This window comes from Streptomyces prunicolor, from assembly GCF_045162825.1.
In the GTDB taxonomy this organism is placed as follows: Bacteria; Actinomycetota; Actinomycetes; order Streptomycetales; family Streptomycetaceae; genus Streptomyces; species Streptomyces prunicolor.
This window is the reverse complement of sequence record NZ_CP108676.1, coordinates 2,792,970-2,819,278: the sequence shown is the minus strand read 5'-3', so window position 1 is coordinate 2,819,278 and position 26,309 is coordinate 2,792,970. Positions and strand designations below refer to the sequence as shown.

Annotated in this window: 20 protein-coding genes; 13 read left to right on the top strand and 7 right to left on the bottom strand. The window is 69.7% G+C overall.

Translation table 11 applies throughout. The features are described 5' to 3' along the window. Window positions 1-18: 18 nt before the first annotated feature. On the top strand, window positions 19-1,260 hold the full coding sequence (locus OG588_RS12705) for a DivIVA domain-containing protein (protein WP_405947370.1): 1,242 nt from the start codon (window positions 19-21) through the stop codon (window positions 1,258-1,260). Between the two features lie 199 nt (window positions 1,261-1,459). On the opposite strand, the gene ileS is transcribed toward OG588_RS12705, so the two are convergent. Continuing rightward, a complete protein-coding gene (gene ileS / locus OG588_RS12700; RefSeq protein ID WP_405947369.1) occupies window positions 1,460-4,597 on the bottom strand; it encodes an isoleucine--tRNA ligase in 3,138 nt (1,045 codons plus the stop codon). Between the two features lie 604 nt (window positions 4,598-5,201). Between ileS and OG588_RS12695 the strand changes: the two genes are divergently transcribed. The 6 genes from OG588_RS12695 (at window position 5,202) to OG588_RS12670 (ending at window position 11,055) form a co-directional block, all read left to right on the top strand. Beyond that, complete coding sequence (locus OG588_RS12695) at window positions 5,202-6,227, top strand: TraR/DksA family transcriptional regulator (RefSeq protein ID WP_405947368.1); 1,026 nt, start codon at window positions 5,202-5,204, stop codon at window positions 6,225-6,227. Window positions 6,228-6,311: 84 nt separating this feature from the next. Continuing rightward, the gene (lspA, locus tag OG588_RS12690) at window positions 6,312-6,887 is read left to right on the top strand and encodes a signal peptidase II (protein WP_405947367.1); all 576 of its coding nucleotides are present in this window, start codon (window positions 6,312-6,314) and stop codon (window positions 6,885-6,887) included. Window positions 6,888-6,951: 64 nt separating this feature from the next. Further along, the gene (locus OG588_RS12685; protein ID WP_026151228.1) at window positions 6,952-7,896 is read left to right on the top strand and encodes an RluA family pseudouridine synthase; all 945 of its coding nucleotides are present in this window, start codon (window positions 6,952-6,954) and stop codon (window positions 7,894-7,896) included. Then, complete coding sequence (locus OG588_RS12680; protein ID WP_405947366.1) at window positions 7,893-8,363, top strand: GNAT family N-acetyltransferase; 471 nt, start codon at window positions 7,893-7,895, stop codon at window positions 8,361-8,363. Before OG588_RS12685 ends, OG588_RS12680 begins: the two co-directional genes overlap by 4 nt. 104 nt (window positions 8,364-8,467) lie before the next feature. Beyond that, window positions 8,468-10,054 carry a Na+/H+ antiporter gene (locus OG588_RS12675; protein WP_405947365.1) on the top strand — a complete coding sequence of 529 codons (1,587 nt, stop codon included), beginning with the start codon at window positions 8,468-8,470 and terminating at the stop codon, window positions 10,052-10,054. A gap of 260 nt (window positions 10,055-10,314) precedes the next feature. Beyond that, window positions 10,315-11,055, top strand: a complete 741-nt coding sequence (locus OG588_RS12670) for an SDR family NAD(P)-dependent oxidoreductase (protein ID WP_405947364.1) — start codon at window positions 10,315-10,317, stop codon at window positions 11,053-11,055. 533 nt (window positions 11,056-11,588) lie between these two features. Here the strand turns inward: OG588_RS12670 and OG588_RS12665 are convergent. Beyond that, window positions 11,589-12,698, bottom strand: coding sequence for a mechanosensitive ion channel family protein (locus OG588_RS12665; RefSeq protein WP_405947363.1), 1,110 nt, complete (start codon window positions 12,696-12,698; stop codon window positions 11,589-11,591). 29 nt (window positions 12,699-12,727) lie between these two features. Between OG588_RS12665 and OG588_RS12660 the strand changes: the two genes are divergently transcribed. After that, entirely contained in the window at window positions 12,728-13,297 is a 570-nt protein-coding gene (locus OG588_RS12660) for a dienelactone hydrolase family protein (RefSeq protein ID WP_405947362.1), read from the top strand. 21 nt (window positions 13,298-13,318) lie between these two features. Here OG588_RS12660 and OG588_RS12655 read toward each other — a convergent pair whose 3' ends face one another. The 4 genes from OG588_RS12655 to OG588_RS12640 all read right to left on the bottom strand — a co-directional run bounded on the left by OG588_RS12655 (window position 13,319) and on the right by OG588_RS12640 (window position 18,073). Further along, entirely contained in the window at window positions 13,319-14,980 is a 1,662-nt protein-coding gene (locus OG588_RS12655; RefSeq protein WP_405947361.1) for an alkaline phosphatase D family protein, read from the bottom strand. Window positions 14,981-15,093: 113 nt separating this feature from the next. Then, window positions 15,094-15,903, bottom strand: a complete 810-nt coding sequence (locus tag OG588_RS12650; protein WP_405947360.1) for a thioredoxin domain-containing protein — start codon at window positions 15,901-15,903, stop codon at window positions 15,094-15,096. Between the two features lie 86 nt (window positions 15,904-15,989). Continuing rightward, the gene (locus OG588_RS12645; RefSeq protein ID WP_405947359.1) at window positions 15,990-16,679 is read right to left on the bottom strand and encodes a hypothetical protein; all 690 of its coding nucleotides are present in this window, start codon (window positions 16,677-16,679) and stop codon (window positions 15,990-15,992) included. 68 nt (window positions 16,680-16,747) lie between these two features. Further along, window positions 16,748-18,073 carry a DUF2252 domain-containing protein gene (locus OG588_RS12640; protein ID WP_405947358.1) on the bottom strand — a complete coding sequence of 442 codons (1,326 nt, stop codon included), beginning with the start codon at window positions 18,071-18,073 and terminating at the stop codon, window positions 16,748-16,750. 187 nt (window positions 18,074-18,260) lie between these two features. Between OG588_RS12640 and dnaE the strand changes: the two genes are divergently transcribed. Continuing rightward, window positions 18,261-21,800, top strand: a complete 3,540-nt coding sequence (dnaE, locus tag OG588_RS12635; protein ID WP_405947357.1) for a DNA polymerase III subunit alpha — start codon at window positions 18,261-18,263, stop codon at window positions 21,798-21,800. A gap of 90 nt (window positions 21,801-21,890) precedes the next feature. Here the strand turns inward: dnaE and OG588_RS12630 are convergent, their stop codons facing one another. After that, complete coding sequence (locus tag OG588_RS12630; protein WP_199827393.1) at window positions 21,891-22,055, bottom strand: hypothetical protein; 165 nt, start codon at window positions 22,053-22,055, stop codon at window positions 21,891-21,893. A 224-nt stretch (window positions 22,056-22,279) separates the two neighbouring features. On the opposite strand from OG588_RS12630, the gene OG588_RS12625 reads away from it, so the two are divergent. From OG588_RS12625 to OG588_RS12610, 4 genes are all read left to right on the top strand, one after another. Then, entirely contained in the window at window positions 22,280-23,503 is a 1,224-nt protein-coding gene (locus OG588_RS12625; protein WP_266878055.1) for an NYN domain-containing protein, read from the top strand. A 152-nt stretch (window positions 23,504-23,655) separates the two neighbouring features. Continuing rightward, window positions 23,656-24,627, top strand: coding sequence for an ABC transporter ATP-binding protein (locus OG588_RS12620; RefSeq protein WP_405953107.1), 972 nt, complete (start codon window positions 23,656-23,658; stop codon window positions 24,625-24,627). A 64-nt stretch (window positions 24,628-24,691) separates the two neighbouring features. Continuing rightward, entirely contained in the window at window positions 24,692-25,519 is an 828-nt protein-coding gene (locus OG588_RS12615; RefSeq protein ID WP_019062297.1) for an ABC transporter permease, read from the top strand. Between the two features lie 34 nt (window positions 25,520-25,553). After that, complete coding sequence (locus tag OG588_RS12610; protein WP_405947356.1) at window positions 25,554-26,294, top strand: DUF2567 domain-containing protein; 741 nt, start codon at window positions 25,554-25,556, stop codon at window positions 26,292-26,294. The last annotated feature ends 15 nt before the right edge of the window (window positions 26,295-26,309 follow it).

Sequence of the window (26,309 nt, the reverse complement as noted above, 5' to 3'; positions counted from 1 at the left end):
CTACGTTGAGGTGAAGAGATGCCGTTGACCCCCGAGGACGTGCGGAACAAGCAGTTCACGACCGTCCGCCTCCGAGAAGGCTATGACGAGGACGAGGTTGATGCCTTCCTCGACGAGGTCGAAGCCGAACTGACGCGCCTGCTGCGCGAGAACGAGGACCTGCGCGCCAAGTTGGCCGCGGCCACGCGCGCAGCCGCCCAGAACCAACAGAACATGCGCAAGCCCCCCGAACAGGACCAGCAGCAGGGCGGCATGCAGCAGCAAGGCGGCATGCAGCAGCAGGGCGGCATGCAGCAGCAGGGGATGCCCCAGCAGGGGATGCCCCCGCAAGGCATGCGCGGTCCGGGTGGCCCGGTGCCCGCCGGCATATCGGGCCCGCCGCAGCAGATGGGCGGCCCCATGGGCGGCCCGCCCCAGCTGCCGAGCGGTGCCCCGCAGTTGCCCGCAGGCCCCAGCGGCCAGGGCGGCCCGCAGGGTCAGGGTCCGATGGGACAGGGCCCCATGGGTCAGGGTCCGATGGGCCAGGGTCCGATGCAGGGCCAGATGCAGCAGATGGGCCAGGGCCCGATGCAGGGTCAGATGGGCGGCCAGCCCCCCATGCAGCAGCAGATGGGCGGCCCGATGGGCGGACCCATGGGTGGCGGCATGCCGCAGCAGGGCCCCGGTGGCGACAGTGCCGCCCGTGTCCTCTCGCTGGCCCAGCAGACCGCCGACCAGGCGATCGCCGAGGCTCGTTCCGAGGCCAACAAGATTGTCGGCGAGGCCCGTTCGCGCGCCGAGGGTCTTGAGCGTGACGCCCGTGCCAAGGCCGACGCCCTGGAGCGGGACGCGCAGGAGAAGCACCGCGTCGCGATGGGCTCCCTGGAGTCCGCCCGCGCCACGTTGGAGCGCAAGGTCGAGGACCTGCGCGGCTTCGAGCGCGAGTACCGCACGCGTCTGAAGTCCTACCTGGAGTCCCAGCTGCGTCAGTTGGAGACCCAGGCCGACGACTCGCTGGCTCCGCCGCGCGCTCCGGCCGCCGCGTCGCTTCCGCCGTCCCCGGCGCCCTCGATGGCCCCGGCCGGCGCGAGCGCCCCGTCGTACGGCGGCCCGCAGGGCATGGGTGGCCCGGCTCCGGCCGGTCCGTCCTACGGTGGCCAGCAGCAGATGTCTCCGGCCATGACCCAGCCGATGGCGCCGGTACGGCCGCAGGGCCCGTCCCCGATGGGTCAGGCTCCCTCGCCGATGCGCGGGTTCCTGATCGACGAGGACGACAACTGACCGGCCTTTAGTACGCCTTCGGCGTCGGCAGCGTTCAGGGTGGGGCCCCGGATTTCGATCCGGGGCCCCGTCCTTTTTACGCGGGTTGAGCGCTGGATCACGCGGGTTGACCGTTGGTTCAGGTGAGTTGGCCGTTGGGCGTGAGAAAAGGGCCCGGCCTCCACGAAGGAGGCCGGGCCCTTTCGGGTGCCGGTGGTGCCTAGACCTTGTGCAGGCGGAACACCAGGGACAGGCCCTCGTCCGTGAACGGGGTGCCGTAGGTGTCGTCCGCCTCGCCCTGGGTGAAGTCCGTGGCGAGGACTTCGTCGGCGATCAGGGTTGCGTGCTCGGACAGGGCCGCGATGACCGCCGGGTCGGTCGACGTCCAGCGCAGGGCGATGCGGTCGGCGACGTCCAGGCCGCTGTTCTTGCGGGATTCCTGGATCAGCCGGATCGCGTCACGGGCCAGGCCCGCCTGGCGCAGCTCCTCGGTGATCTCCAGGTCGAGGGCGACTGTCGCGCCCGAGTCGGAGGCCACGGACCAGCCTTCGCGCGGGGTCTCTGTGATGATCACCTCATCCGGGGCCAGCGTGATGGTCTCGCCGTCCACCTCGACGGTCGCCGTGCCCTCGCGCAGGGCGAGGGACAGGGCGGCGGCGTCCGTGTTCGCGACGGCCTTGGCGACGTCCTGGACGCGTTTGCCGAACCGTTTGCCCAGGGCGCGGAAGTTGGCTTTGGCCGTGGTGTCGACCAGTGAGCCGCCGACCTCGCTCAGCGAGGCGAGGCCCTCGACGTTGAGTTCCTCGGTGATCTGCGCGTGCAGTTCGCGGTCCAGGGCGGCGAAGCCGGTGGCTGCGATGAGCGCGCGGGAGAGCGGCTGGCGTGTCTTGACGCCGGATTCTGCGCGTGTGGCGCGGCCCAGCTCCACCAGGCGGCGTACGAGGACCATCTGCTGGGACAGCTCGGGGTCGATGGCGGTCAGGTCCGCGTCCGGCCATGAGGACAGGTGGACCGACTCCGGGGCGCCCGGGGTCACCGGGACGATCAGGTCCTGCCAGACCCGCTCGGTGATGAACGGGGTCAGCGGGGCCATGAGTTGGGTGACCGTCTCGACGACCTCGTGCAGGGTGCGCAGCGCGGCCTTGTCGCCCTGCCAGAAGCGGCGACGGGAGCGGCGGACGTACCAGTTGGACAGGTCGTCGACGAACGCCGACAGGAGCTTGCCGGCGCGCTGGGTGTCGTAGGACTCCAGAGCCTGGGTCACCTGGTCGGTGAGCGCGTGGAGTTCGGACAGCAGCCAGCGGTCCAGGACCGGGCGGTCGGCCGGGGCCGGGTCCGCCGCGCTCGGTGCCCAGTCGGAGGTGCGGGCGTACAGGGCCTGGAAGGCGACCGTGTTCCAGTACGTCAGGAGGGTCTTGCGGACGACCTCCTGGATGGTGCCGTGGCCCACGCGGCGGGCTGCCCAGGGGGAGCCGCCGGCGGCCATGAACCAGCGCACCGCGTCCGCGCCGTGGCGGTCCATCAGGGGGATCGGGTCCAGGGTGTTGCCCAGGTGTTTGGACATCTTGCGGCCGTCCTCGGCGAGGATGTGGCCGAGGCAGACGACGTTCTCGTACGAGGACTTGTCGAAGACGAGGGTGCCGATCGCCATCAGTGTGTAGAACCAGCCGCGGGTCTGGTCGATGGCCTCGCTGATGAACTGGGCGGGGTAGCGGGACTCGAAGAGTTCCTTGTTCTTGTGCGGGTAGCCCCACTGTGCGAACGGCATCGAGCCCGAGTCGTACCAGGCGTCGATGACCTCGGGCACGCGGGTGGCGGTCCCGGCGCACTGGGGGCAGGCGAAGGTGACCGCGTCGATGAACGGGCGGTGCGGGTCCAGGCCCGACTGGTCGGTGCCGGTCAGTTCGGTCAGTTCCGCGCGGGAGCCGACGACCGTGAGGTGGTCCTCCGTGCAGCGCCAGATCGGCAGCGGGGTGCCCCAGTAGCGGCTGCGGGACAGGGCCCAGTCGATGTTGTTGTTCAGCCAGTCGCCGTAGCGGCCGTGCTTGACGGTGTCCGGGAACCAGTTGGTGTTCTCGTTCTCCTGGAGGAGACGGTCCTTGACGGCGGTGGTGCGGATGTACCAGGACGGCTGCGCGTAGTACAGGAGCGCGGTGTGGCAGCGCCAGCAGTGCGGGTAACTGTGCTCGTACGGCACATGCTTGAAGAGCAGACCGCGATCCTTGAGATCCTCGGTGAGCTTTTCGTCGGCCTTCTTGAAGAAGACACCGCCCACCAGCGGGACGCTCTCCTCGAAGGTGCCGTTCGGACGGACCGGGTTCACGACCGGCAGGCCGTACGCGCGGCAGACCTTGAGGTCCTCCTCACCGAAGGCGGGGGACTGGTGGACCAGACCCGTACCGTCCTCGGTCGTCACGTACTCCGCGTTCACCACGTAGTGGGCGGGCTCGGGGAACTCCACGAGCTCGAACGGACGTTGATATGTCCAGCGCTCCATCTCGGCGCCGGTGAAGGTCTCGCCGGTGGTCTCCCAGCCCTCGCCGAGCGCCTTGGCGAGCAGCGGCTCGGCGACGACGAGCTGCTCCTCGCCGTTCGTCGCGACGACGTAGGTGACCTCGGGGTGTGCGGCGACGGCCGTGTTGGACACCAGCGTCCAGGGGGTCGTCGTCCAGACCAGGAGCGCGGCGCGGCCGGCCAGCGGACCGGAGGTGAGCGGGAAACGGACGAACACGGAGGGGTCGACGACCGTCTCGTAGCCCTGCGCCAGCTCGTGGTCCGAGAGGCCCGTCTGGTCGCGCGGGCACCACGGGGCGACGCGATAGTCCTGGACCAGCAGGCCCTTGTTGAAGATCTCCTTGAGGGACCACCAGACGGACTCCACGTACTCGGGGTCCATCGTGCGGTACGCGTCGTCCAGGTCGACCCAGTAGCCCATGCGGTTCGTGAGCGCCTCGAAGGCGTCGGTGTGCCGGGTCACGGACTCGCGGCACTTGGCGTTGAACTCGGCGATGCCGTACGCCTCGATGTCCTGCTTGCCCGTGAAGCCCAGCTCCTTCTCGACCGCCAGCTCCACCGGGAGGCCATGGCAGTCCCAGCCGGCCTTGCGGCCCACGTGGTAGCCGCGCATGGTCCGGAAGCGGGGGAAGACGTCCTTGAAGACGCGCGCCTCGATGTGGTGGGCGCCCGGCATGCCGTTGGCCGTGGGCGGGCCCTCGTAGAACACCCACTCGGGGCGCCCCTCGGACTGGTCCAGGGTCTTGGCGAAGATCTTCTGCTCGCGCCAGAAGTCGAGCACGGCGTGCTCGAGCGCGGGCAGGTCGACCTGGGCGGGCACCTGGCGGTACGTCGGCGTTGTCATCAGCGAGCTTCCTCCGGCGGACTTTCTGCCTTCCGTCCGGAGGGACGAGAGCTACGACTTTCCGTACGCCGTGTGCGGCGCGCTCCCGCGGTACCACCCTCCTTGGCTCCCCGGTGCACCTTGCACACCAGTGAGCCCCCTCATTGGGGTCGCGATACCGGGTCTACCGGCCGCGGCTGGTGGGCTGCGGCTTTCTTCCGGCGGCTCCGGGGTGATCTTCACGTCGCGCCGGCCCCCGGGCTTCCACCGTCCCCGGGTCGCTCTGGGCTGCGTACGCCGCTACTCGTCCCCATCCACGCTTCTCGCTCCGCCCAGTGTACGGGGCCGCACGGACAGCGGCCGACCGGTTTTGCGTGGGCCTCGGCGGGAGGCTTGCGAACGCGTTTCATGACTCGAATGGCGCTGAACACGCGTTCGATGTTCGAGGTGTCGGACTCGGCGGATTACCCGGCGGGGAGCTGGGCACAACGCATGAAGGCTTGCCGCGCGAGGCCAGGGGGGTGGACGAATCGGGCGGCGTGCCCCGTTGCCGCGGGACTCAAGTCGATTTATCGTCCCAGCACGATTCGCGTGCGTGATCACAAAATGTGAAGGGGCCGCGGCCATGGTGGCGAAGAAGACCGCAGCGAAGAAGACCGCGACGAAGAAGGCGGTCGCTACGAAGGCGGCTTCTTCGAAGAAGGCGACCGGGGAAGGGGCCGAAAGACCGGGGGCGGTCAAGAAGGCGGTGGCCGAGGAGGCGGTGGCCAAGAAGAGCGCCGCGAAAACCACGGTGACGAAGAAGGCGGCGGCTACGAAGGCCACGGCTACGAAGGCCACGGCTACGAAGACGACCGCTACGAAGACGGTGACCAGGAAGACGACCGCTACGAAGGCGACGGCCGTCCCGAAGGCCACGGACACGAAGAAGACGGCTGTGAAGAAAGCGGCCGTGAAGAAGACCGTCGCCCCTGAGGGCACGTCGGCGAAGAGCAGCCCTACGAAGAGCACCACCGGCGCGAAAAGCGGTTCTGCGAAGACCACCACGGGCACGAATCGCACTGCGGGAACCACGGGAACCACGGCAACCACGGGCACGACCGGCACGAAGAAGAGCGCGGCCAAGAAGGCAAAGGCGGGCGCGGCGCAGGCCGCGGAGCAGACGGGAGCCACGACGGTGGTTGCGAAGAAGACTCCGGGTACGGCCACTGCGGCGAAGAGGGCCGTTCCCAAAGCGCGGGTCGCGGCGGTGCCCGGCGAGCTCGCGGTGCGCCCCGGGGAGGACCCCTGGACGCCCGAAGAGGTCGAGGAGGCCCGTACCGAGCTGCAGTCCGAGGCGGCGCGGCTGAGCGAGGAGATCACGTCCACCGAGCAGGCCCTCGCCGGCCTGATGCGGGACTCCGGGGACGGCGCGGGCGACGACGACGCCGACACCGGGACCAAGAACATCACGCGCGAGAGCGAGATGGCGCTGGCCGCCAACGCGCGCGAGATGCTGATCCAGACCGAGCGCGCCCTGGGGAAGCTGGACGCCGGCACCTACGGCCTGTGCGAGAACTGCGGCAACCCGATCGGCAAGGCCCGTATGCAGGCCTTCCCCCGGGCCACCCTGTGCGTGGAGTGCAAGCAGAAGCAGGAGCGCCGGTACTGACCCGGTACTGACGCCGGTACTGAAGCTCCCGACAGGTGTGCCGTACCCTCATCCTGAGTTAGGCACCTAGGTCGAGGGACTCACGTGGCAGAGGCGGAGCGCATCATCGGTACGCCGGATACCCCAGAGGCGGCGGGGGCCGAGCCGGAGCAGGGCGAGAGCGCGCCCTCCAGGGGCAGGCGGCGGATCGCCGTGCTGTTCGTGGTGGCCGTCTTCGCGTACACCCTCGACCTGGTCAGCAAGTTGCTCGTGGTCGCCAAGCTGGAGCACCACGCGCCGATCGAGGTCTTCGGGGACTGGCTGGAGTTCCACGCGATCCGCAACCCCGGCGCCGCCTTCGGGTTCGGCGCGGCCTTCACGGTGATCTTCACGATGATCGCCGCCGCCGTGATCGTGGTGATCGCCCGGCTGGCCCGCAAGCTCTACAGCCTGCCGTGGGCCATCGCGCTCGGGCTGCTGCTGGGCGGTGCGCTCGGCAACCTCACCGACAGGATCTTCCGTTCGCCCGGCATCTTCCAGGGCGAGGTCGTCGACTTCATCGCGCCCAAGGGCTTCGCCGTCTTCAACCTCGCCGACTCGGCGATCGTGTGCGGCGGCATCCTGATCGTGCTGCTCTCCTTCCGCGGCCTGGACCCGGACGGCACCGTCCACAAGGACTGAGCGCACGGGCGGCCGTACGGGCTCAGGTAAGGCAGTGTCGGACCCGTCCGGCATACTCGACCGGGTGAGCACAGTTCCCGAGATCCGAAACCTGCCCGTGCCCGACGGCCTGGAGGGCGAGCGTGTCGACGCCGCCATCTCCCGCATGTTCGGCTTCTCCCGTACGAAGGCCGCCGAGCTGGCCACGGCGGGGAAGGTCACGGTCGACGGCTCGGTGGTCGGGAAATCCGAGCGGGTGCACGGCGGGGCCTGGCTCGAGGTCGAGATGCCGCAGGCGCCCGCGCCCGTGCAGATCGTCGCCGAGCCGGTCGAGGGCATGGAGATCGTCTACGACGACGATGACGTCGTAGTGATCGTCAAGCCGGTCGGCGTCGCCGCCCACCCCAGCCCCGGCTGGACCGGGACCACGGTCATCGGCGGCCTCGCCGCCGCCGGGTACCGCATCTCGACGTCCGGTGCCGCCGAGCGCCAGGGCATCGTGCACCGCCTCGACGTAGGCACGTCCGGCCTGATGGTCGTCGCGAAGTCGGAGCGGGCGTACACCTCGTTGAAGCGCCAGTTCAAGGAGCGCACGGTCGACAAGCGCTACCACACGCTGGTCCAGGGCCACCCGGACCCGACCAGCGGCACCATCGACGCCCCCATCGGCCGTCACCCGAACCACGACTACAAGTGGGCGGTCACCGCCGAGGGCAAGCCGTCGATCACGCACTACGACCTGATCGAGGCGTTCCGCGCGGCCTCCCTGCTCGATGTGAAGCTGGAGACCGGCCGCACCCACCAGATCCGTGTGCACATGGCGGCCCACCGCCACCCGTGCGTGGGCGACCTGACCTACGGCGCCGACCCGACGCTCAGCAAGCGGCTGCGCCTGACCCGCCAGTGGCTGCACGCCGTCCGGCTCGGCTTCGAGCACCCCGCCGACGGCCAGTGGGTCGAGTTCGAGAGCGGCTACCCCGACGACCTTCAGCAGGCCCTGGACCTGGTGCGCGAGGAGACGTACGCGTGAGTCCGTCGTCGTACGTGGTGCGTGTCGCCGAGGATCCCGCCGACCGTGAGGCCTGCTTCGTGGTGCGCAAGGAGGTCTTCGTCGTCGAGCAGGGCGTGCCTCAGGAGATCGAGTACGACGACTACGACGCCGTAGCGACGCATGTCCTCGCCGTGCGGGAGGACGGGGTGCCGCTCGGGACCGGGCGGTTGTTGTACGGCGAGGCGGCCGCGGCGAAGACCGACGGGGATGCGACCGTGGGGTCCCTGGGGCGGCTGGCCGTCACCAAGGAGGCGCGAGGGCTCGGGGTCGGGGTCGCGTTGGTGCGGGCCATCGAGGACGCGGCACGCGCGCGTGGGCTGGCCGCCGTAGATCTGCATGCGCAGACGCATGCGCTGGGGTTCTACGAACGGCTCGGCTACGAGGCGTATGGGCCGGAGTTCCCGGACGCGGGGATTCCGCATCGGGCGATGCGGTGCGCGCTGTGACCGGCTCCATAACCTGAGGGCGTCGAAAGAGCTGGTCGGGCGGGCGGCGTGGCAGGCTGGGGCGTCCGCTGTGTGAACGTCGAGATCCCGCCGGAGCCCTGACCGTGGATCAATTGGCCCTGCTTTTCGTCCTGTTGCTCGGGGCCGTGGTGAGTGTCCCGCTGGGGGACCGGCTCGGTCTGCCGGCGCCGGTGCTCATGACCCTCCTCGGGATAGTCCTCGCGGTGGCCGATTTCGTGCCGAACGTGAACGTCCCGCCCGACCTGATCCTGCCCCTGCTGCTGCCACCGCTGCTGTACGCGGCCGTGCGGCGCACCTCCTGGCGGCAGTTCACGGCGAACATCCGCCCCATCTTCCTGCTGGCCGTGGCGCTGGTCTTCGTCACCACCCTCGCCGTGGCCGCCGTCGCGAGCGCGATCGTGCCCGGCCTGCCGATCGCCGCCGCCGTGGCGCTCGGCGCGCTCGTGGCACCGCCCGACCCGGTCGCCGCGACCGCCGTCGCCGGGCAACTCGGGCTGCCGCGGCGGCTGGTGTCGATCCTGGAGGGCGAGGGGCTCTTCAACGACGTCACGGCCATCGTGCTGTACCACGTCGCGATCGCCGCGGCCGTCAGCGGGAGCTTCAACCCCTGGCGTGCCGGGCTCGACTTCGTGCTGTCCGCCGTCGTCGCCGTAGTGGTCGGACTGGCCCTGGGGTGGGCCGCGAACAAGCTGATGTCGATCCTCGACGATGCCACCCTCCAGATCGGGCTCACCCTCCTGGTGCCGTTCGCCTCGTACGTCCTGGCCGACGAACTGCACGGCTCCGGAGTGCTTGCCGTGCTCACCACCGCGCTGTTCCTCGCCGAGTACGCCCTCGGTGCCGACGACGTCCTGACCCGGCTCGCCGGGGCGACCGTGTGGGACGTGGTGGACACCTTGGTCACCGGGGTGGCCTTCGGGCTCATCGGGCTCGAACTGCACAACGCGATCCGTACGGCGTCCGGGCGGTGGGGCGAGATGCTCGGCTGGGCCGCGGCGATCGTCGGAGTCGTGGTCGTCGTACGGCTGGCGTGGTTGCTGCCGGCGACCTGGCTGACGAAACGGCTGCACGCCAAGCGGGACTACGACGAGGAGATCCCGACATCCTGGCGGGAGACCGTGATCATGTGGTGGGCGGGGATGCGCGGGGTGGCGTCTGTTGCCCTGGCGCTGGCGATTCCGCTGACCATGGACGACGGGTCGGCGTTCCCGGACCGGGACGAGATCGTGTTCATCGCGTTCGGGGTGATCATGGCGACGCTGGTGCTTCAGGGGCTCACGTTGCCGTGGCTGGTGAAGCGGCTGGGGGTGCGGGCCGACACCGACAGCGAGAAGGCGTTCGAGAAGGAGCTGGGGGTGCGGGCGGCGAAGGCCGCGAAGCGGCGGCTGCGGGAGATCGAGGATGTCGAGGAGCTGCCGGAGGAGGTGTCCGAGCAGTTGTTGCGGCGGGCGTTCGACATCGGGGTGCGGATCTCTCCCGAGGTGGGGGACGGGGAGCGGCGGGAGGCGTACGAGAAGCGGGTGAAGCGGGTGAAGCGGATGCGGCGGATCCAGGGGGAGATGATGAGCGCGGCTCGGCATGAGGTGTTGGCGGCGCGGAGTGAGCCGGGGGCGGATCCGGAGATCGTGGACCGGGTGCTTCGGCATCTTGACGTGCGTAGTCTGAGGTGAGTCGCCCAGCCACGCACCGCCCGTTCACCGTGGGCTGGAGGGTGGGCGTTTGCCGTGGGGGTTGGGCGTTGTTGGCGGCTGCGGGTCTAAATGCTTGCCCACCCGCGCGCCGCCCGTTTACGGGCGATTGAAGGGTGGACCGGACCTCTCCTGTGGGGGCTCGGCCCCGTTGGCGGCTGCGAGTTGAGTGCTGTCGCTGTCGGCGGGCCGCCGTTTGAATTGGCTCGTGTTTGTCCTCGCCCTCTTTGTACGCTCGTCCCATGGCTCGCAACGTAGTAATCAGTGGTGGCGGTACGGGAATTGGGCTCGCCGCGGCGCATGCCTTCGCGGCCGACGGGGACCGGGTGTTGCTGCTCGGGCGGCGGCGCGAGGTGTTGGAGAAGGCCGGAGTGCCCGGGGCGCTGACGTATTCCGGGGATCTGAGTGAGCCCGAAGTGGTGCGGGGCGTCGGGCGGTTCGTAGCCGAGGAGTTCGGCACGGTGGATGTGCTGGTGCACAGCGCGGGCGGCAACGGGAGCCTGGAACCCGCGAGCGCGAGCGGCGATGCGCTGGACGCCGTCGCGCATGACTGGACCGTGAACTTCCGCAGCAACACCCTGAGCGCCGCGCTGCTCACCGAGGCGCTGAGGACGCGGCTCGCGGAGCCGGGCGGGCGGGTGCTGTTCGTCAGTTCCATCGCCGCGTACCGAGGTTCGGGGAGTGGGGCGTACGGCGGGGCCAAGGCCGCGTTGCACCCGTACGCCCATGATCTGGCCCGGGATCTCGGGCCGCGCGGCATCACCGTGAACGTGGTCGCGCCCGGGTACATCGAGGACACGGAGTTCTTCGGCCCCGAGATCGCGGAAGCGCGGCGTGAACGGATGATCCGAGACACCTCGACCGGGCGTGCCGGTACCCCCGGGGACATCGCCGCGACCCTGCATTGGCTCGCGTCCCCGGCCGCCGGGCATGTCACCTCGCAGGTGATCCAGGTCAACGGCGGGGCTGAGCGGGGGCGTTGAGGGGCTGGGGCTGAGGAGCTGGGGTTCGGTTCCGGTCAACGGCGTTGTCGGGCGCGGAGATTGAGGCGCCGGGCACTGGATTCGGCTCGGGCTCGGACGTTCGGGGTGGGGGAGGGTTCTCGCCGGGCATGGGCGTTGCGACCTCGGGTCGGCCGGTCGCTCCGGGGGCCGGGTGCCTCGCTGGGCGTCCGGGTCAATGGTGGTGCTGGGCACGGGTGTTGGGGTGCCCGGAGGTGCTCAGACTTGGCCGGTTCCCGGTCGCTTCGCGGGTCGACCGGTCCAACGAGGTTGCCCGGCATGGGCGTTGAGGGGTCGGAGTCGCCCGGACCCGGTTCTGGTTCTGTCGCTCGTGGGTGAGGGGGTACTCACCCGGCGCGGGTGTTGAGGCCTTGAACCGGCCGACCGCCAGTCGCCGGCGGTGCCGCACCCCTACGGCAGACGCCCACCCCTCGACCGCATGTGAACGGGTGGGCGTGAGTGGGCAATTCAGCCGTGGTCGGCAGCCGACCGGCATACCTCGCCCCGCCCGACCCTCAGCCCCGGTTACCCCCCGGAGGCTCATGCGCCGCGCGCCCGACGCCACCACCGTTCGGCGACGGATCCTCCCCCGGAATCGGCGCCGCGTCCGCCGTGTTCACGCGAGGCAGCGCGTAGGGATGCTCCACGTACAGCCAGCGGATCATCTGTTCGCGGACCGTGACCCGTACCGTCCAGATGTCGTCCGCGTCCTTGGCCGTGACCAGGGCGCGGACCTCCATCGTGTTCGGGGTGGTGTCGGTGACGACGAGGCCGTAGCTGCGGCCGTCCCAGGCCGGGCAGGCGCGCAGGATCTCGCGGAGCTGGGTGCGCATCGCGTCCACCGGGGCCGAGTGGTCGACCTGGAAGTAGACGATGCCGGTCATCTGGGGGGTGCCGCGGGACCAGTTCTCGAAGGGCTTGGACGTGAAGTACGACACCGGCATGGTGATCCGGCGCTCGTCCCAGGTCCGTACCGTCAGGAAGGTCAGGGTGATCTCCTCGATCGTGCCCCACTCGCCGTCCACCACCACCGTGTCGCCGATGCGGACCATGTCGCCGAAGGCGATCTGCAGTCCTGCGAAGAGGTTGGCGAGCGTGGACTGCGCCGCTACACCGGCGACGATGCCCAGGACGCCCGCCGAGGCCAGCAGCGACGCGCCGGCCGCGCGCATCGCCGGGAACGTCAGCAGCATCGCGGCGACCGCCACCACGCCGACGATCGCGGCCACCACCCGCGTGATCAGCGTCACTTGGGTTCGGACCCGGCGGACCCGGGCCGCGTCGCGGGAGGCGCGGGCGTAGCGGGCGTACGACGACTCCACGATCGCCGCCGCGACCCGGATCATCAGCCACGCGGTGGCGCCGATCAGCACCAGGGTGAGGGTCTGGCCGATGCCGATCCGGTGTTCCTCCAGGAGCTGTGCCTGGTCGTAGGAGGCTCTGAGGAAGGCCGCGCAGAGTACGAGCTGGTACGGGACGCGGCCTCGGCGCAGCAGGCCCCACAGCGTGGTGTCGTCGTGCCGGGCGTCCGCCTTGCGCAGCAGCAGGTCGGTGACCCAGCCGATGAGCAGCGTGAGGACGACGGAGCCGCCGATGACGATCAGCGGGCGCAGTACGTTCTCCATGTGTCCGACCGTACTGGCACGATGGCTTCATGAACATCATGCTCTTCCACTCGACGTACGGACTCCGGCCGGCGGTGCGCGACGCCGCCGATCGGTTGCGCGCGGCGGGCCACGAGGTGTGGACGCCGGACCTCTTCGAGGGGCGTACGTTCGACACGGTCGAGGACGGCAGGGCCCTGAACCAGGAGATCGGCAAGGACGAGCTCCTCAAGCGGGCCGTGTTGGCCGCCGCTCCCTACTCCGAGCGCGGGCTCGTCTACGCCGGGTTCTCGCTCGGCGCCTCCGTCGCGCAGACCCTCGCCCTCGGCGACGAGAAGGCACTGGGGCTGCTCCTCCTGCACGGCACCTCGGACATCGCGGCCAACGCCTCCGTCGACGATCTGCCGGTGCAACTGCACGTCGCCGAGCCCGACCAGTTCGAGACCGACGACTGGCTCAGCTCCTGGTATCTCCAGATGGGCAGGGCGGGCGCGGATGTGGAGATCTACCGGTACGCCGGAGCCGGCCACCTGTACACCGACCCCGGCCTCCCGGACTACGACGAGGAGGCCGCCGAAGCCACCTGGCGGGTGGCCCTCGGCTTCCTGGAGACCCTGTAACGGCCTTGCTCACACCGGGACTTACACCGGGTCGTACGTCCGCTCCACCCTCTGCGTGCCGCTCCGCGTCCGGTACGACCGCTCCCAGGACGAGGTCGCGGTCGCGGACGTGCGGTCGGACAGGACGTAGTAATCCATCTGCGCGCGGTCGGCCGTGATGTCCAGGACGCCGTAGCCGTGGCGGTCCGTGTCGACCCAGTGGACGTGCCGGTTGGCGAGCTGGATGACCGGTGCGGCGAGCGCGGAGACCGTGCCCTCGGGGACCTTCACGATGTCGTCGAGGTTGTCCGAGGTCATCGAGGTGACCACGAACTCCGTTGCCGCGGACGGCGAGAGCGGGTACGTGCCGGCGTCCACCGGCACGTCGTTGGCCCAGGACATGTGGATGTCGCCGGTGAGGAAGACCGTGTTGCCGATCGCGTTCGTGCGCAGATGGGCGAGGAGTTCACGGCGGTCGTCGGTGTAGCCGTCCCACTGGTCGGTGTTGACGGCGAGCCCCTCCTGCGGCAGGCCCAGCAGTTTGGCGAGCGGCTTCAACAGGTCGGCGGAGAGCGCGCCGACGACGAACGGCGCGATCATCACCGAGTTGCCGACCAGCCGCCACTTGGTGTCCGACGCCTTCAACCCGGCCTTCAGCCAGTCGAGTTGGGCGCGTCCCGTGATCGTACGGTCCGGGTCGTCCACCGAACCGCTGCCCGAACTCGCCTGCTGCGAACGGAAGGAGCGCAGGTCGAGGAGTGAGAGGTCCGCCAGCTTGCCGAAGCGCAGGCGGCGGTAGGTGGTGCCCGCGATCGCCGGTCGGACCGGCATCCACTCGAAGTACGCCTGTTTCGCGGCCGCTTGACGGGCCGTCCAGGTGCCCTCGGCGCCCTCGGTGTGGTTGACCGCGCCGCCCGACCAGGCGTTGTCCGCGAACTCGTGGTCGTCCCAGATCGCGACGACCGGCGCCTTCGCGTGCAGGGCCTGGAGGTCCGGGTCGGTCTTGTACTTGCCGTGCCGGGTGCGGTAATCGGCGAGCGTGATGATCTCGTTGGTCGGCGCGTGCTGCCGTACGACCGTGCCGCGCGCCGCGTACTCGCCGGACTTGTACTCGTAGATGTAGTCGCCCAGGTGCAGCCAGGCATCGAGGTCGTTGCGGGCCGCGAGATGGCGGTACGAGGAGAAGTAGCCGGCCTCCCAGTTGGCGCAGGTGACTACGCCGAAGCGCAGGCCGGTCACGGTCGCGTCCGTCGCCGGCGCGGTGCGGGTGCGCGCCGCCGGGGAGTCGGTGCCGCCGGCCGAGAAGCGGAAGAAGTAGTCGGTGGCCGGTGCCAGGCCGCGGATGTCGGCCTTGACGGTGTGGTCGGAGGCGGCGGTCGCGGTGAGGGAGCCCCTGGAGACGACGTTCGTGAACGCCCTGTCGGTGGCCACGGTCCAGCTCACCTCGGTGTCCGGGCCGAGTCCGGAGCCGGGCACCGCCTCGGCGGTGGGCGTCACCCGGGTCCACAGCAGGACACCGTCCGGGAGCGGGTCACCGGAGGCGATCCCGTGCAGGAAGGAGGGGGTCTCGGTCGCGGCCCCGGCGGGCAGCGCGGCGATCAGTGGTCCGGCCAGGACGGCGGTGGCGGCCGCGGCCTTGACGACCGTACGGCGGCGCGGGGAGGGCGAATTGACGCTCTCGGGTGCTCTGTATCGACTGGTCACGAGCGACCAGGTTACTGATCAGTATTAACGAGAGCGGGCGAACTCGTAAAAGTTCGCCCGCTCTTCGGCTGCGCGTCTTGCAAGGAGGCTCAGGCCTGGAGTTACAAGAAGGATCAGCCCTTGAGGGCCGCCGCGAGCGCCGTGTTGAAGGTGTCCACGGTCATCGGCGCACTCGAACCGTCGGAGGTCAGTGCCTTGCCGTCCATCTTCAGGGTCGGCGTGCCGGTCACCCCGCTCTTGTCGAACGTGGCGGACATGTCCAGCGCCCACTTGTCGTAGGTGCCGTCCTTCACGGCCTTCTGGAAGGCCTTGTTGTTCTTCAGGGCGGGGACCGTGTTCGCGACCTTGATCAGGTACGAGTCGTCCTTGAACGTGTCGGTCGTCTCGTCCGGGTGGTACTTCGTCGAGTAGAGCGCGGTCTTGTACTCGAGGAACGCCTCGGGGCTGATGTTCAGCGCGGCGCCCATGGCGCTCAGCGCGTTCTTGGAGCCCTCGCCGTTGTCCTTGTTGTCGATGAACGTGGCGCCGACGTACTGGATCTTGAACTTGCCGGCGTCCCAGTCGCTCTTCACGGTCGAGCCGACGACCTGCTCGAACTGGGCGCAGATCGGGCAGCGCGGGTCCTCGTACATGACCAGGGTCTTCTTGGCGGTGCTCTTGCCGAAGACGACTGTCGTGCCGTTGGTGCCGGTGGTGTTGGCCGGCTTGACGAGCTTGTCGTCCTTCGCCGACTCCCAGTAGGTGGGCTTGTTGTTCTGTACGACGGCGTAGCCGATGCCGCCGGCTATCGCGAGGACGCCGACGACCGAGGCGGCGACTATGAGTTGCCGCCTGACCTTGGCGCGCTTGGCCTGGCGCTCGCGCTCGGCGCGCAGCCGCTCACGGGCCTGCGTCTTCGCCGCCGCGCTGTTCCGCTTGCTCATGTTGGTGATCTCCATATGGGACGCGTACACGTCGTACGCGGAATACGTGTGGGGGACTGATGTGTGCTCAGGTACCTGTGGGGTGTTCAGACCGCGGGCAGGAGCGAGCACGGCGGTCCACGCCGTCCCAGGGAGTGCACCAGCAGCCGCTCACGGGCGGTGGCCATGCGGTGCGTGGCGCGCGGCAGCCGTCGGGCCGGTGAGGTGCGTCGGGCCGACACCGCGGCGACGGCCAGCAGCAGCGGGCGGAAGCCCACCGCCGTCGCCGCGCGCAGCAGTTCGGACAGCGCGCGCTCGCCGCGGCGCAGATAGGCGGCGGCCAGGAGTCCGACGCCGATGTGCGCGCCGAGCAGCAGCCAGGCGGCGGTGGCGTCGGTGTGCGTGAGCAGCGCCGCCGCCTGATGGGGGTTGTCGGTCATCCGGGCCAGTGAGGTGCCCACGCTGCCGCCGCTGCACAGCACGTCCAGGCCGACCGCGCGCAGTGGTCCGGCGACCGGGCCGCCCGCCCTGCCGTAGCAGGCGTGCTGGCCGGTGGTGAACACCGTGTCGGCGGCCAGTTCCAGCGGGATCAGCAGTGCGGCGATCTTGCCGAAGCCGCGCTCGCGGCCCGCGAGCGCGTAGGCGATCACGAACACGGTGGCGGCGATCGCCGCCACCGTGCCGAGCGGCAGCGGGACCCGGGACAGCAGCACGTGCGACGCGGTGCTGAGCGTCACGACCAGTGCCGTGAACAGCGCCGCGCGTACGGCCCTGAGCTGGATCCCGGATATGTCCATAGCAGAGGTGAGTCTGTCATGTGCTCCGGTAAGGGACCCCTAAAGGGTTCCTGTGAGCGTACGGATGGTTACAGACCCGGAATCCGGCCGTTGCGGAACAGGTCGACGAAGGTCTGGTGGTCGGCACGCGCGCGTGCGCCGTAGCTGTGCGCGAAGTCCACGAGCACGCCCGCGAAGCCGTCCTCGTCGGCCGCGATCGCCGCGTCGATGGCCCGCTCCGTGGAGAACGGCACCAGGGACTCGCCGGACTGGTCGTCGGCCGCCGCGTGCATCGTCGCCGTGGCCCGCCCGAGGTCGGCGACGACGGCGGCGATCTCCTCCGGGTCGTCGATGTCGCTCCAGTCCAGGTCCACCGCGTACGGCGACACCTCGGCGACCAGCTGCCCGGTCCCGCCCAGCTCGGTCCAGCCCAGCCACGGGTCCGCGTGCGCCTGGAGCGCGCGCTGGGAGATCACCGTGCGGTGCCCCTCGTGCTGGAAGTAGTCCCGGATCGCCGCGTCCGTGATGTGCCGCGAGACGGCCGGCGTCTGGGCCTGCTTGATGTAGATCACCACATCGTTCTCCAGGGCGTCGCTGTTGCCCTCCAGAAGGATGTTGTACGACGGCAGCCCGGCCGAGCCGATGCCGATGCCCCGGCGGCCGACGACGTCCTTGACGCGGTAGGAGTCGGGCCGGTCCAGGGAGGACTCAGGAAGCGTCTCCAGGTAGCCGTCGAAGGCCGCGAGGACCTTGTAGCGGGTCGCCGCGTCCAGCTCGATGGAGCCACCGCCCGAAGCGAACCGGCGCTCGAAGTCGCGGATCTCGGTCATCGAGTCCAGCAGCTCGAAGCGGGTCAGCGAGCGGGCGGTGCGCAGCGCGCCCAGGAGCGGGCCGTCGGCCGTGTCCAGCGTGAACGGCGGCACCTCGTCGCTCTTCGCGCCGGTCGCCAGCGCGTGCACCCGCTCGCGGTACGCGCCCGCGTAGACCTGCACCAGCTCGGTGATCTGCTCGTCGCTGAGCGCCTTCGCGTACCCGATCAGCGCGACGGAGGCGGCGAAGCGCTTGAGGTCCCAGGTGAAGGGGCCGACGTAGGCCTCGTCGAAGTCGTTGACGTTGAAGACCAGCCGGCCGTTCGAGTCCATGTACGTGCCGAAGTTCTCCGCGTGCAGATCGCCGTGGATCCACACGCGCGAGGTGCGCTCGTCCAGGTACGGGCCGCCCCGCTTCTCGGCATCCAGGTCGTGGTAGAAGAGGGCCGCCGTGCCCCGGTAGAAGGCGAAGGCGGAGGCCGCCATCTTCCGGAACTTCACGCGGAACGCGGCCGGGTCGGCGGCCAGGAGCTCGCCGAAGGCGGTGTCGAAGACGGCAAGGATCTCCTCGCCGCGGTGCTCGTCGTTGAGCTGCGGAACCGACATCGCTCTGTGCCTCCTGGTACGGGTGGTACGTGACATGTGACGGGTCTGTCGTCACCTTCCAACGCTCGAAGGTACGTGGGAGTGCCCTGCTTGTGTCAGTCCCGAGGCATAGGATTCGGTCTCGTCCCCCCAGACCGTCCGCCGCACTTTGTCGATCGTTTCCCCTGTTATCCCTGGAGGCCAAGCCGTGTCAAAGCCGCCGTTCACGCACCTGCACGTCCACACCCAGTACTCGCTGCTGGACGGTGCCGCGCGGCTGAAGGACATGTTCGACGCGTGCAACGAGATGGGCATGACCCATATCGCCATGTCCGACCACGGCAACCTGCACGGGGCCTACGACTTCTTCCACACGGCGAAAAAAGCGGGCGTCACACCGATCATCGGCATCGAGGCGTACGTCGCCCCCGAGTCCCGGCGCAACAAGCGCAAGATCCAGTGGGGCCAGCCGCACCAGAAGCGCGACGACGTGTCCGGTTCCGGTGGTTACACCCACAAGACGATCTGGGCGGCCAACAGGACGGGCCTGCACAACCTCTTCAAGCTCTCCTCGGACGCGTACGCCGAGGGCTGGCTGCAGAAGTGGCCGCGCATGGACAAGGAGACCATCTCCCAGTGGTCCGAGGGCCTCATCGCCTCCACCGGCTGTCCCTCGGGCGAACTCCAGACCCGGCTGCGCCTGGGCCAGCACGACGAGGCCCTGAAGGCGGCCGCCGAGTACCAGGACATCTTCGGCAAGGACCGCTACTTCCTGGAGCTGATGGACCACGGCATCGAGATCGAGCGCCGGGTCCGTGACGGCCTCCTCGACATCGGCAAGAAGCTCGGCATCCCGCCCCTGGTGACCAACGACTCGCACTACACGTACGCGCACGAGTCGGTCGCCCACGACGCCCTGCTCTGCATCCAGACCGGCAAGAACCTCTCCGACCCGGACCGCTTCCGCTTCGACGGCACCGGCTACTACCTGAAGTCCACCGACGAGATGTACGCCGTGGACTCCTCGGACGCCTGGCAGGAGGGCTGCCGCAACACCCTCCTGGTCGCCGAACAGATCGACACCTCCGGCATGTTCGAGGCCAAGAACCTCATGCCGAAGTTCGACATCCCGGACGGCTACACCGAGATCACCTGGTTCAAGGAGGAAGTCCGCCGGGGTATGGAGCGCCGCTTCCCGGGCGGCATCCCCGACGACCGCCAGAAGCAGGCGGACTACGAGATGGACGTCATCATCCAGATGGGGTTCCCGGGCTACTTCCTCGTGGTCGCCGACTTCATCATGTGGGCGAAGAACAACGGCATCGCGGTCGGCCCCGGCCGAGGCTCCGCGGCCGGTTCGATCGTCGCGTACGCCATGGGCATCACCGACCTCGACCCCATCCCGCACGGCCTGATCTTCGAGCGGTTCCTCAACCCCGAGCGTGTCTCCATGCCCGATGTCGACATCGACTTCGACGAGCGTCGGCGCGTCGAGGTGATCCGGTACGTGACGGAGAAGTACGGCGCCGACAAGGTCGCCATGATCGGCACCTACGGCAAGATCAAGGCGAAGAACGCCATCAAGGACTCCGCGCGCGTGCTGGGCTACCCGTACGCGATGGGCGACCGCCTCACGAAGGCGATGCCCGCCGACGTCCTCGGCAAGGGCATCGACCTCTCCGGCATCACCGACCCCAAGCACCCCCGCTACGGCGAGGCGGGCGAGATCCGCGGGATGTACGAGAACGAGCCGGACGTCAAGAAGGTCATCGACACCGCCAAGGGCGTCGAGGGCCTGGTCCGGCAGATGGGCGTGCACGCGGCCGGCGTCATCATGTCCAGCGAACCCATCGTCGACCACGCACCGGTGTGGGTGCGTCACACCGACGGCGTGACCATCACGCAGTGGGACTACCCGCAGTGCGAGTCGCTCGGCCTGCTGAAGATGGACTTCCTGGGCCTGCGCAACCTCACGATCATGGACGACGCCATCAAGATGGTGAAGTCCAACAAGGGCATCGACCTGGAGATGCTCGCCCTCCCGCTGGACGACCCCAAGACCTTCGAACTGCTCTGCCGCGGCGACACGTTGGGCGTCTTCCAGTTCGACGGCGGCCCCATGCGCTCGCTGCTGCGCCAGATGCAGCCCGACAACTTCGAGGACATCTCCGCCGTCTCGGCCCTGTACCGGCCCGGCCCGATGGGCATGAACTCGCACATCAACTACGCCGAGCGCAAGAACAAGCGGCAGGAGATCACCCCGATCCACAAGGAGCTGGAGGAGCCCCTCGAGGAGGTCCTCGCGGTGACCTACGGGCTGATCGTGTACCAGGAGCAGGTGCAGAAGGCCGCCCAGATCGTCGCCGGTTACTCGCTCGGCGAGGCCGACATCCTGCGCCGCGTGATGGGCAAGAAGAAGGCCGACGAGCTGGCGAAGAACTTCACCATCTTCCAGGCCGGCGCCCAGAAGAACGGCTACAGCGACGAGGCCATCCAGGGCCTGTGGGACGTCCTGGTCCCCTTCGCCGGCTACGCCTTCAACAAGGCGCACTCCGCCGCGTACGGCCTGGTCTCCTACTGGACCGCCTACCTGAAGGCCAACTACCCGGCCGAGTACATGGCGGCGTTGCTCACCTCGGTCAAGGACGACAAGGACAAGTCCGCGATCTACCTGAACGAGTGCCGGCGCATGAAGATCAAGGTGCTCCCGCCGAACGTCAACGAGTCGGTGCACAACTTCGCCGCCCAGGGCGACGACGTGATCCTCTTCGGCCTGGAGGCCGTGCGCAACGTCGGCACGAACGTGGTCGACTCGATCATCAGGTCCCGCAAGGCGAAGGGGAAGTACGGCTCGTTCCCCGACTACCTGGACAAGGTCGAGGCCGCCGCCTGCAACAAGCGGACCACCGAATCCCTCATCAAGGCCGGTGCGTTCGACACCCTGGGGCACACCCGCAAGGGCCTCACCGCGCACTTCGAGCCGATGATCGACAACGTGGTGGCGGTCAAGCGCAAGGAGGCCGAGGGGCAGTTCGACCTCTTCGGGGGCATGGGCGACGAGGACACCAGCGAGCCCGGCTTCGGACTCGACGTGGAGTTCACCACCGACGAGTGGGAGAAGACGTATCTCCTCGCCCAGGAGCGGGAGATGCTCGGGCTGTACGTCTCCGACCACCCGCTCTTCGGCCTGGAGCACGTGCTGTCCGACAAGGCCGACGCGGGCATCGCCCAGCTCACCGGAGGCGAGCACTCCGACGGCGCGGTCGTCACCATCGGCGGCATCATCTCGGGCCTCCAGCGCAAGATGACCAAGCAGGGCAACGCCTGGGCGATCGCCACCGTCGAGGACCTCGCGGGCTCGATCGAGTGCATGTTCTTCCCGGCGTCCTACCAGCTGGTGTCGACCCAACTCGTCGAGGACACCATCGTGTTCGTCAAGGGCCGCCTCGACAAGCGCGAGGACGTGCCGCGCCTGGTCGCGATGGAGATGCAGGTCCCGGACGTGTCGAACGTGGGCACCAACGCGCCCGTGATCCTCACCATCCCGGCGACCAGGGTCACTCCGCCCATGGTCAGCAGGCTCGGTGAGATCCTCAGCCACCACCGGGGCGACAGCGAGGTCCGCATCAAGCTCCAGGGCCCGACCAAGACCACGATCCTGCGTCTGGACAAGCACCGGGTGAAGCCCGACCCGGCGCTGTTCGGCGACTTGAAGGTGCTGCTCGGCGCGGCCTGCCTGGCCGGCTGAGCAACGGACGACAGACACAGAGAAGTGACTGAGGGGCGCATCCGCCAACGGATGCGCCCCTCAGTCATTGAACAACCCTCAACGCAGGCCTCAGTTGTGGCCGAAGCGCTTCTCCCTGCCCTTGCGGGCCATGTCGCTCGGAGTCGCCTGGGATATGCGCTGTTCGGCCTGGTCCTGCATCGAGGACGACTTGGCCTGCTCCTCGGCGCGCTCGGACTGCGGCTGCTTACGGTCACGGTGCTTGTTCTTGGCCATGGTGATCTGCCTCCTGGGGGAGATCTAGGGGCCGGGGCCGCGACCAGATTCACATAGGCTGACGAAGAACGCATTTCGGATAATTACCGTGTGTGACATGGTTGGTACGAGAGAGAAGCCCCGAAACGCCACGCCGAAGATCGAGTTCGGGCCGTTAACCCCTGTGCGGTCGGGCAGACTCGAAGCAAGCCCGAAGTGAACCGACCGGGAAGAGGGTGAGTCGCGTGGACCGCTGCATCGTCCTGGTGGACGCCGGGTATCTGCTGGGGGCCGCAGCCAGTCTCCTCGCCGGAGAGCCCTCGCGTTCCCGTATCACCGTCGATCACGCCGCCCTCATCCAGGGTTTGCGCGAGCGAGCCGAGTCCGACACCGAACGACCTCTGCTGCGCATCTACTGGTTCGACGGCGCCCCCGACCGCGTCCCGCAGCCCGAGCACCGCAGGCTGCGCGTGATGCCCCGCGTCACCGTCCGCCTCGGCGCCCTGACCCGCAGCGACGGCCGCTGGGCGCAGAAGGGCGTCGACGCCGCCATGCACGCCGAACTGACCGAACTGGCCCGCAACCGCGCCTGCTCCGACGTCGTGCTCGTCACCGGCGACGGCGATCTGCTGCCGGGCATGATGGCCGCCAAGGAGCACGGCGTCGCCGTACACCTGTGGGCCGTGCAGGCCGCGGACGGGGACTACAACCAGTCCGAGGACCTGGTCGCCGAGGCCGACGAGCGGCGGGTGCTCGACCGGACCTGGATCACCAAGGCCGTACGGGCGAAGGATCTCGGCGGTGTGTGCGCGCCGCCGCCGGTGCCGCGGCCGGAGATCGCCGCGATCCTGTCCGCGCCGCTGCCCGAGTCCGCGCCGGCCACGCGCGAGCGGCCGGCCGAGGAGGGCGAGCACGCGGCGGCCGAGGCCGGTTCGGAGAACGGTTCGCAGGAGCGGGTGCCCGCGTCCAAGGGCGTGCCCACCCCGAAGGACCTCGCGAGCCTGAAGGCCCCGGGTGCCGCCCAGCCCGTACCGCAGCCCACGAGCGCGACCCTGCGCTGGTCCTCCGACAAAGGGTGGGTCGACCGGCCGGGAGGCGCCGCCGAGCCGCCCGAGGTCGCCTCGATGCCGACGCTGGCGCAGCTGACCACCGCCGAGCAGCGCTGGGCCGACCGCGAGGAGGACATCACCACGGTCGGCGGCGACCCCTACGAAGTGGGCCAGGTTTTCGCCCGCCGCTGGATGGGCCGCCTCGGCGACCACGGCAGCCACCTGCAGAAACTGTCCGGGATGTACCCGCGCGTCCCGCACCGCATCGACGGCGAACTGCTGCGCTACGCCGCCCGGTTCGGCCTCCTCGCCCACAAGGACGACCAGATCGACGAGCACGACCGGTACGCGATCCGGGCCGGGTTCTGGCGCGAGATCGACGTACGGACGGCCGCGGAGCACGCACCCGCGGGCGAGTGAGCGGAGTCGGCCGGGTGGCCTTGCGGCGGGGCGGCTTTACCGACGAATGTGCCGTTCTCGACCGACCCGCGAACGGGCGGGCCTCCCGGACCCCGTAGTCTCGTCCCGTGAGTACGCGCGCGGGAGTGGCACTTCGACACGGTGGGGATGTCGTGTGCGCGGTGCGCGGGCTCAGCAAGACCTATCCGGCGGTGCGCGGCCGACGCGGTGCGCCGGGCACCCCCGAGGTGCGGGCCACCGACGACGTGACCCTCGACATCCACCGGGGCGAGATCTTCGGACTGCTCGGGCCGAACGGCGCCGGCAAGTCCACCCTCGTACGCCAGCTGACCGGGCTCATGCGGCCCGACGCCGGCAGCGTCGAGATCCTCGGCCACGACATCGTCCGCCACCCGGAGCGGGCCGCGCGGATCCTCGCCTACCTCGGCCAGGAGTCCTCCGCGCTCGACGAACTCACCGTGTCGCTGGCCGCCGAGACCACCGCCCGGCTGCGCGGCTTGGACCTGCGCGAGGCGAGGGCCGAACGGGACGCCGTACTGGACGAGTTGGGGCTTACGGCCATTGCCGGGCGGGCGCTCAAGAAGCTGTCCGGTGGGCAGCGGCGGCTGGCGTGTGTGGCCGCCGCGCTGGTCGGGGAGCGGTCGCTGCTGGTGCTCGACGAGCCGACCACCGGGATGGATCCGGTCGCGCGCAGGGCCGTGTGGTCCGCCGTCGACCGGCGCCGGGCCGAGCGCGGGTCCACCGTGCTGCTCGTCACCCACAACGTCATCGAGGCCGAGACCGTCCTCGACCGGGTCGCCGTCCTCGACCAGGGCAAGGTCATCGCCTGCGACACCCCCGCCGGGCTCAAGGAACAGGTCGCGGGCGAGGTGCGGGTCGAGCTGGTGTGGCGGGAGAAGCCGCCGCTGGACGTCCCGGAGGTCGCCGCGCTGCGGGACCGGGCCGTCGAGTCGGGCCGCCGCTGGACGCTCAGGCTCGCCCCCGAGGAGGCCCGGGTGGCCGTCGCCACGGTGACCGGCGGGGCCGCGTTCGCAGCCCTGGACGACTTCACCCTGGCCACGCCCAGCCTGGAGGACGTGTATCTGACGCTGGGCGGAAACGCGCAGGGGCTGGTGAAGGCATGAGTACACGAGCCGTCGTATCCGTATGGGACAGGGCGAGTGCCGGCGTCGAGAGGAGCAGCGCGACGTGAGTGTCGTATCCGCCGATGTTCTGCCGAGTGGCCCGCTGGCCGTGCCGGAGGCCGTCGGGACGGGCGCGGCCGAGCTGGGGCCGAAGGCCAGGCTGTGGCCCTCCATGGCCGCCGTGTACCGGGCGCAGCTGTCCCGGGCGCGGGTCGCGCGGATTCCGCTGCTGTTCGTGGCGACCTTCCAGTCGGTCGGCATCCTGATCATGATGCGCGGGGTCGTCGACGGCGGGAGCCACGACGCCCGGTTCGTCGTCGCCGGCTCGTCCGTGCTCGTCGTCGCCTACGTCGGCCTCAACCTGCTCGCGCAGTACTTCGGGCAGCTGCGCGGGAGCGGCGGGCTCGACCACTACGCCACCCTGCCGGTGCCGCCCGCGGCCGTGGTGCTGGGCGCCGCGGGGGCGTACGCCTCCTTCACCGTGCCCGGGACCGCGCTCACCGCCGTCTTCGGGTGCGTGCTCTTCGGGCTGCCGATGGGGAACATCTGGATCCTGGCGGCGGTGATCCCGCTCGCCGGGGCCGCGCTCGCCGGGCTCGGGGCGGCTCTCGGGCTGCTTGCGCCTCGCCCCGAACTCGCCACGCTGCTCGGGCAGTTGGGCATGTCCGCGGCTCTGTTGCTGGGTGTGCTGCCTGCTGATCGGATGCCGGACGCGGTGCGGTTCCTGCGGGATCTGGTGCCCTCGACGTACGGCGTGGAGGCGTTCGCGCAGACCTTCGCCGCGCATCCGGACTGGGCGCTCGTCCTCGGTGACCTCGCCGTATGCGCCGGGGTCGGGGTCGTTTCGCTTGCCGTCGCCGCCTGGGCCTACCGTCGGGCTGCCGTCCGGTGACGCGCCGCACAGCGGGGCCTGGCACGATGGCACCGTGACCGCACCGCTGACTCCGCCTCCGCCGCCGCGTGACCAGTCCCCGCACGACCCGTGGCAGCCGCCGGGTGATCCGGACACCTCGGGTGACTCCGGCGCCTCGGCCGACCCGGGTGCCTCCGGTGCCGGGTATCCCGCGTATCCCCCGCAGGAAGCGTCCTACGGCCAGGACGGGCCCGGGATGAAGACCGAGCTGATCGAGGGCGTGGTCGGCACGGTCGCCGTCGCGCTCGGTGGGGTGTTGCTCGGGGTGTTGTGGTGGTGGCTGGCGCCGCATGTGCCGCTGGTCGGGGACGTGGTCGACAAGAGCTGGGTCGTCTACCTCAAGGACTCCGAGGGCGAGCAGGCGGTGGGGGTGGACGGAACGTTCACTCTGCTCGCGGTGGCTTTCGGGGTGCTGAGTGCGCTTGCCGTGTTCCTGTTGCGGCGGCGTGGGGGAGTGCCGCTGGTCGCTGCGCTGGCCTTGGGTGGGCTGCTCGCTTCGTTCCTCGCCTGGCGGCTGGGGATGTGGTTCGGGCCCACGAAGGATGTGCTCGCGCATGCCAAGGCTGTGGGTAAGGGGGTTACGTTCTCCGCGCCGCTGAAGTTGGGGGCGAAGGGGGCGTTGCTGGCTTGGCCGGTTGCCGCGCTGGTCGTTCATCTGGGGCTGACGGCCTTGTTCGGGCCTCGGGATCCTGAGCCGGTGTATCTGCAGGAGGGGGCGGTTCCCAAGGACGGGTACGGGGCGCCGATGGGGTAGGGGGTTTTCGCCCCC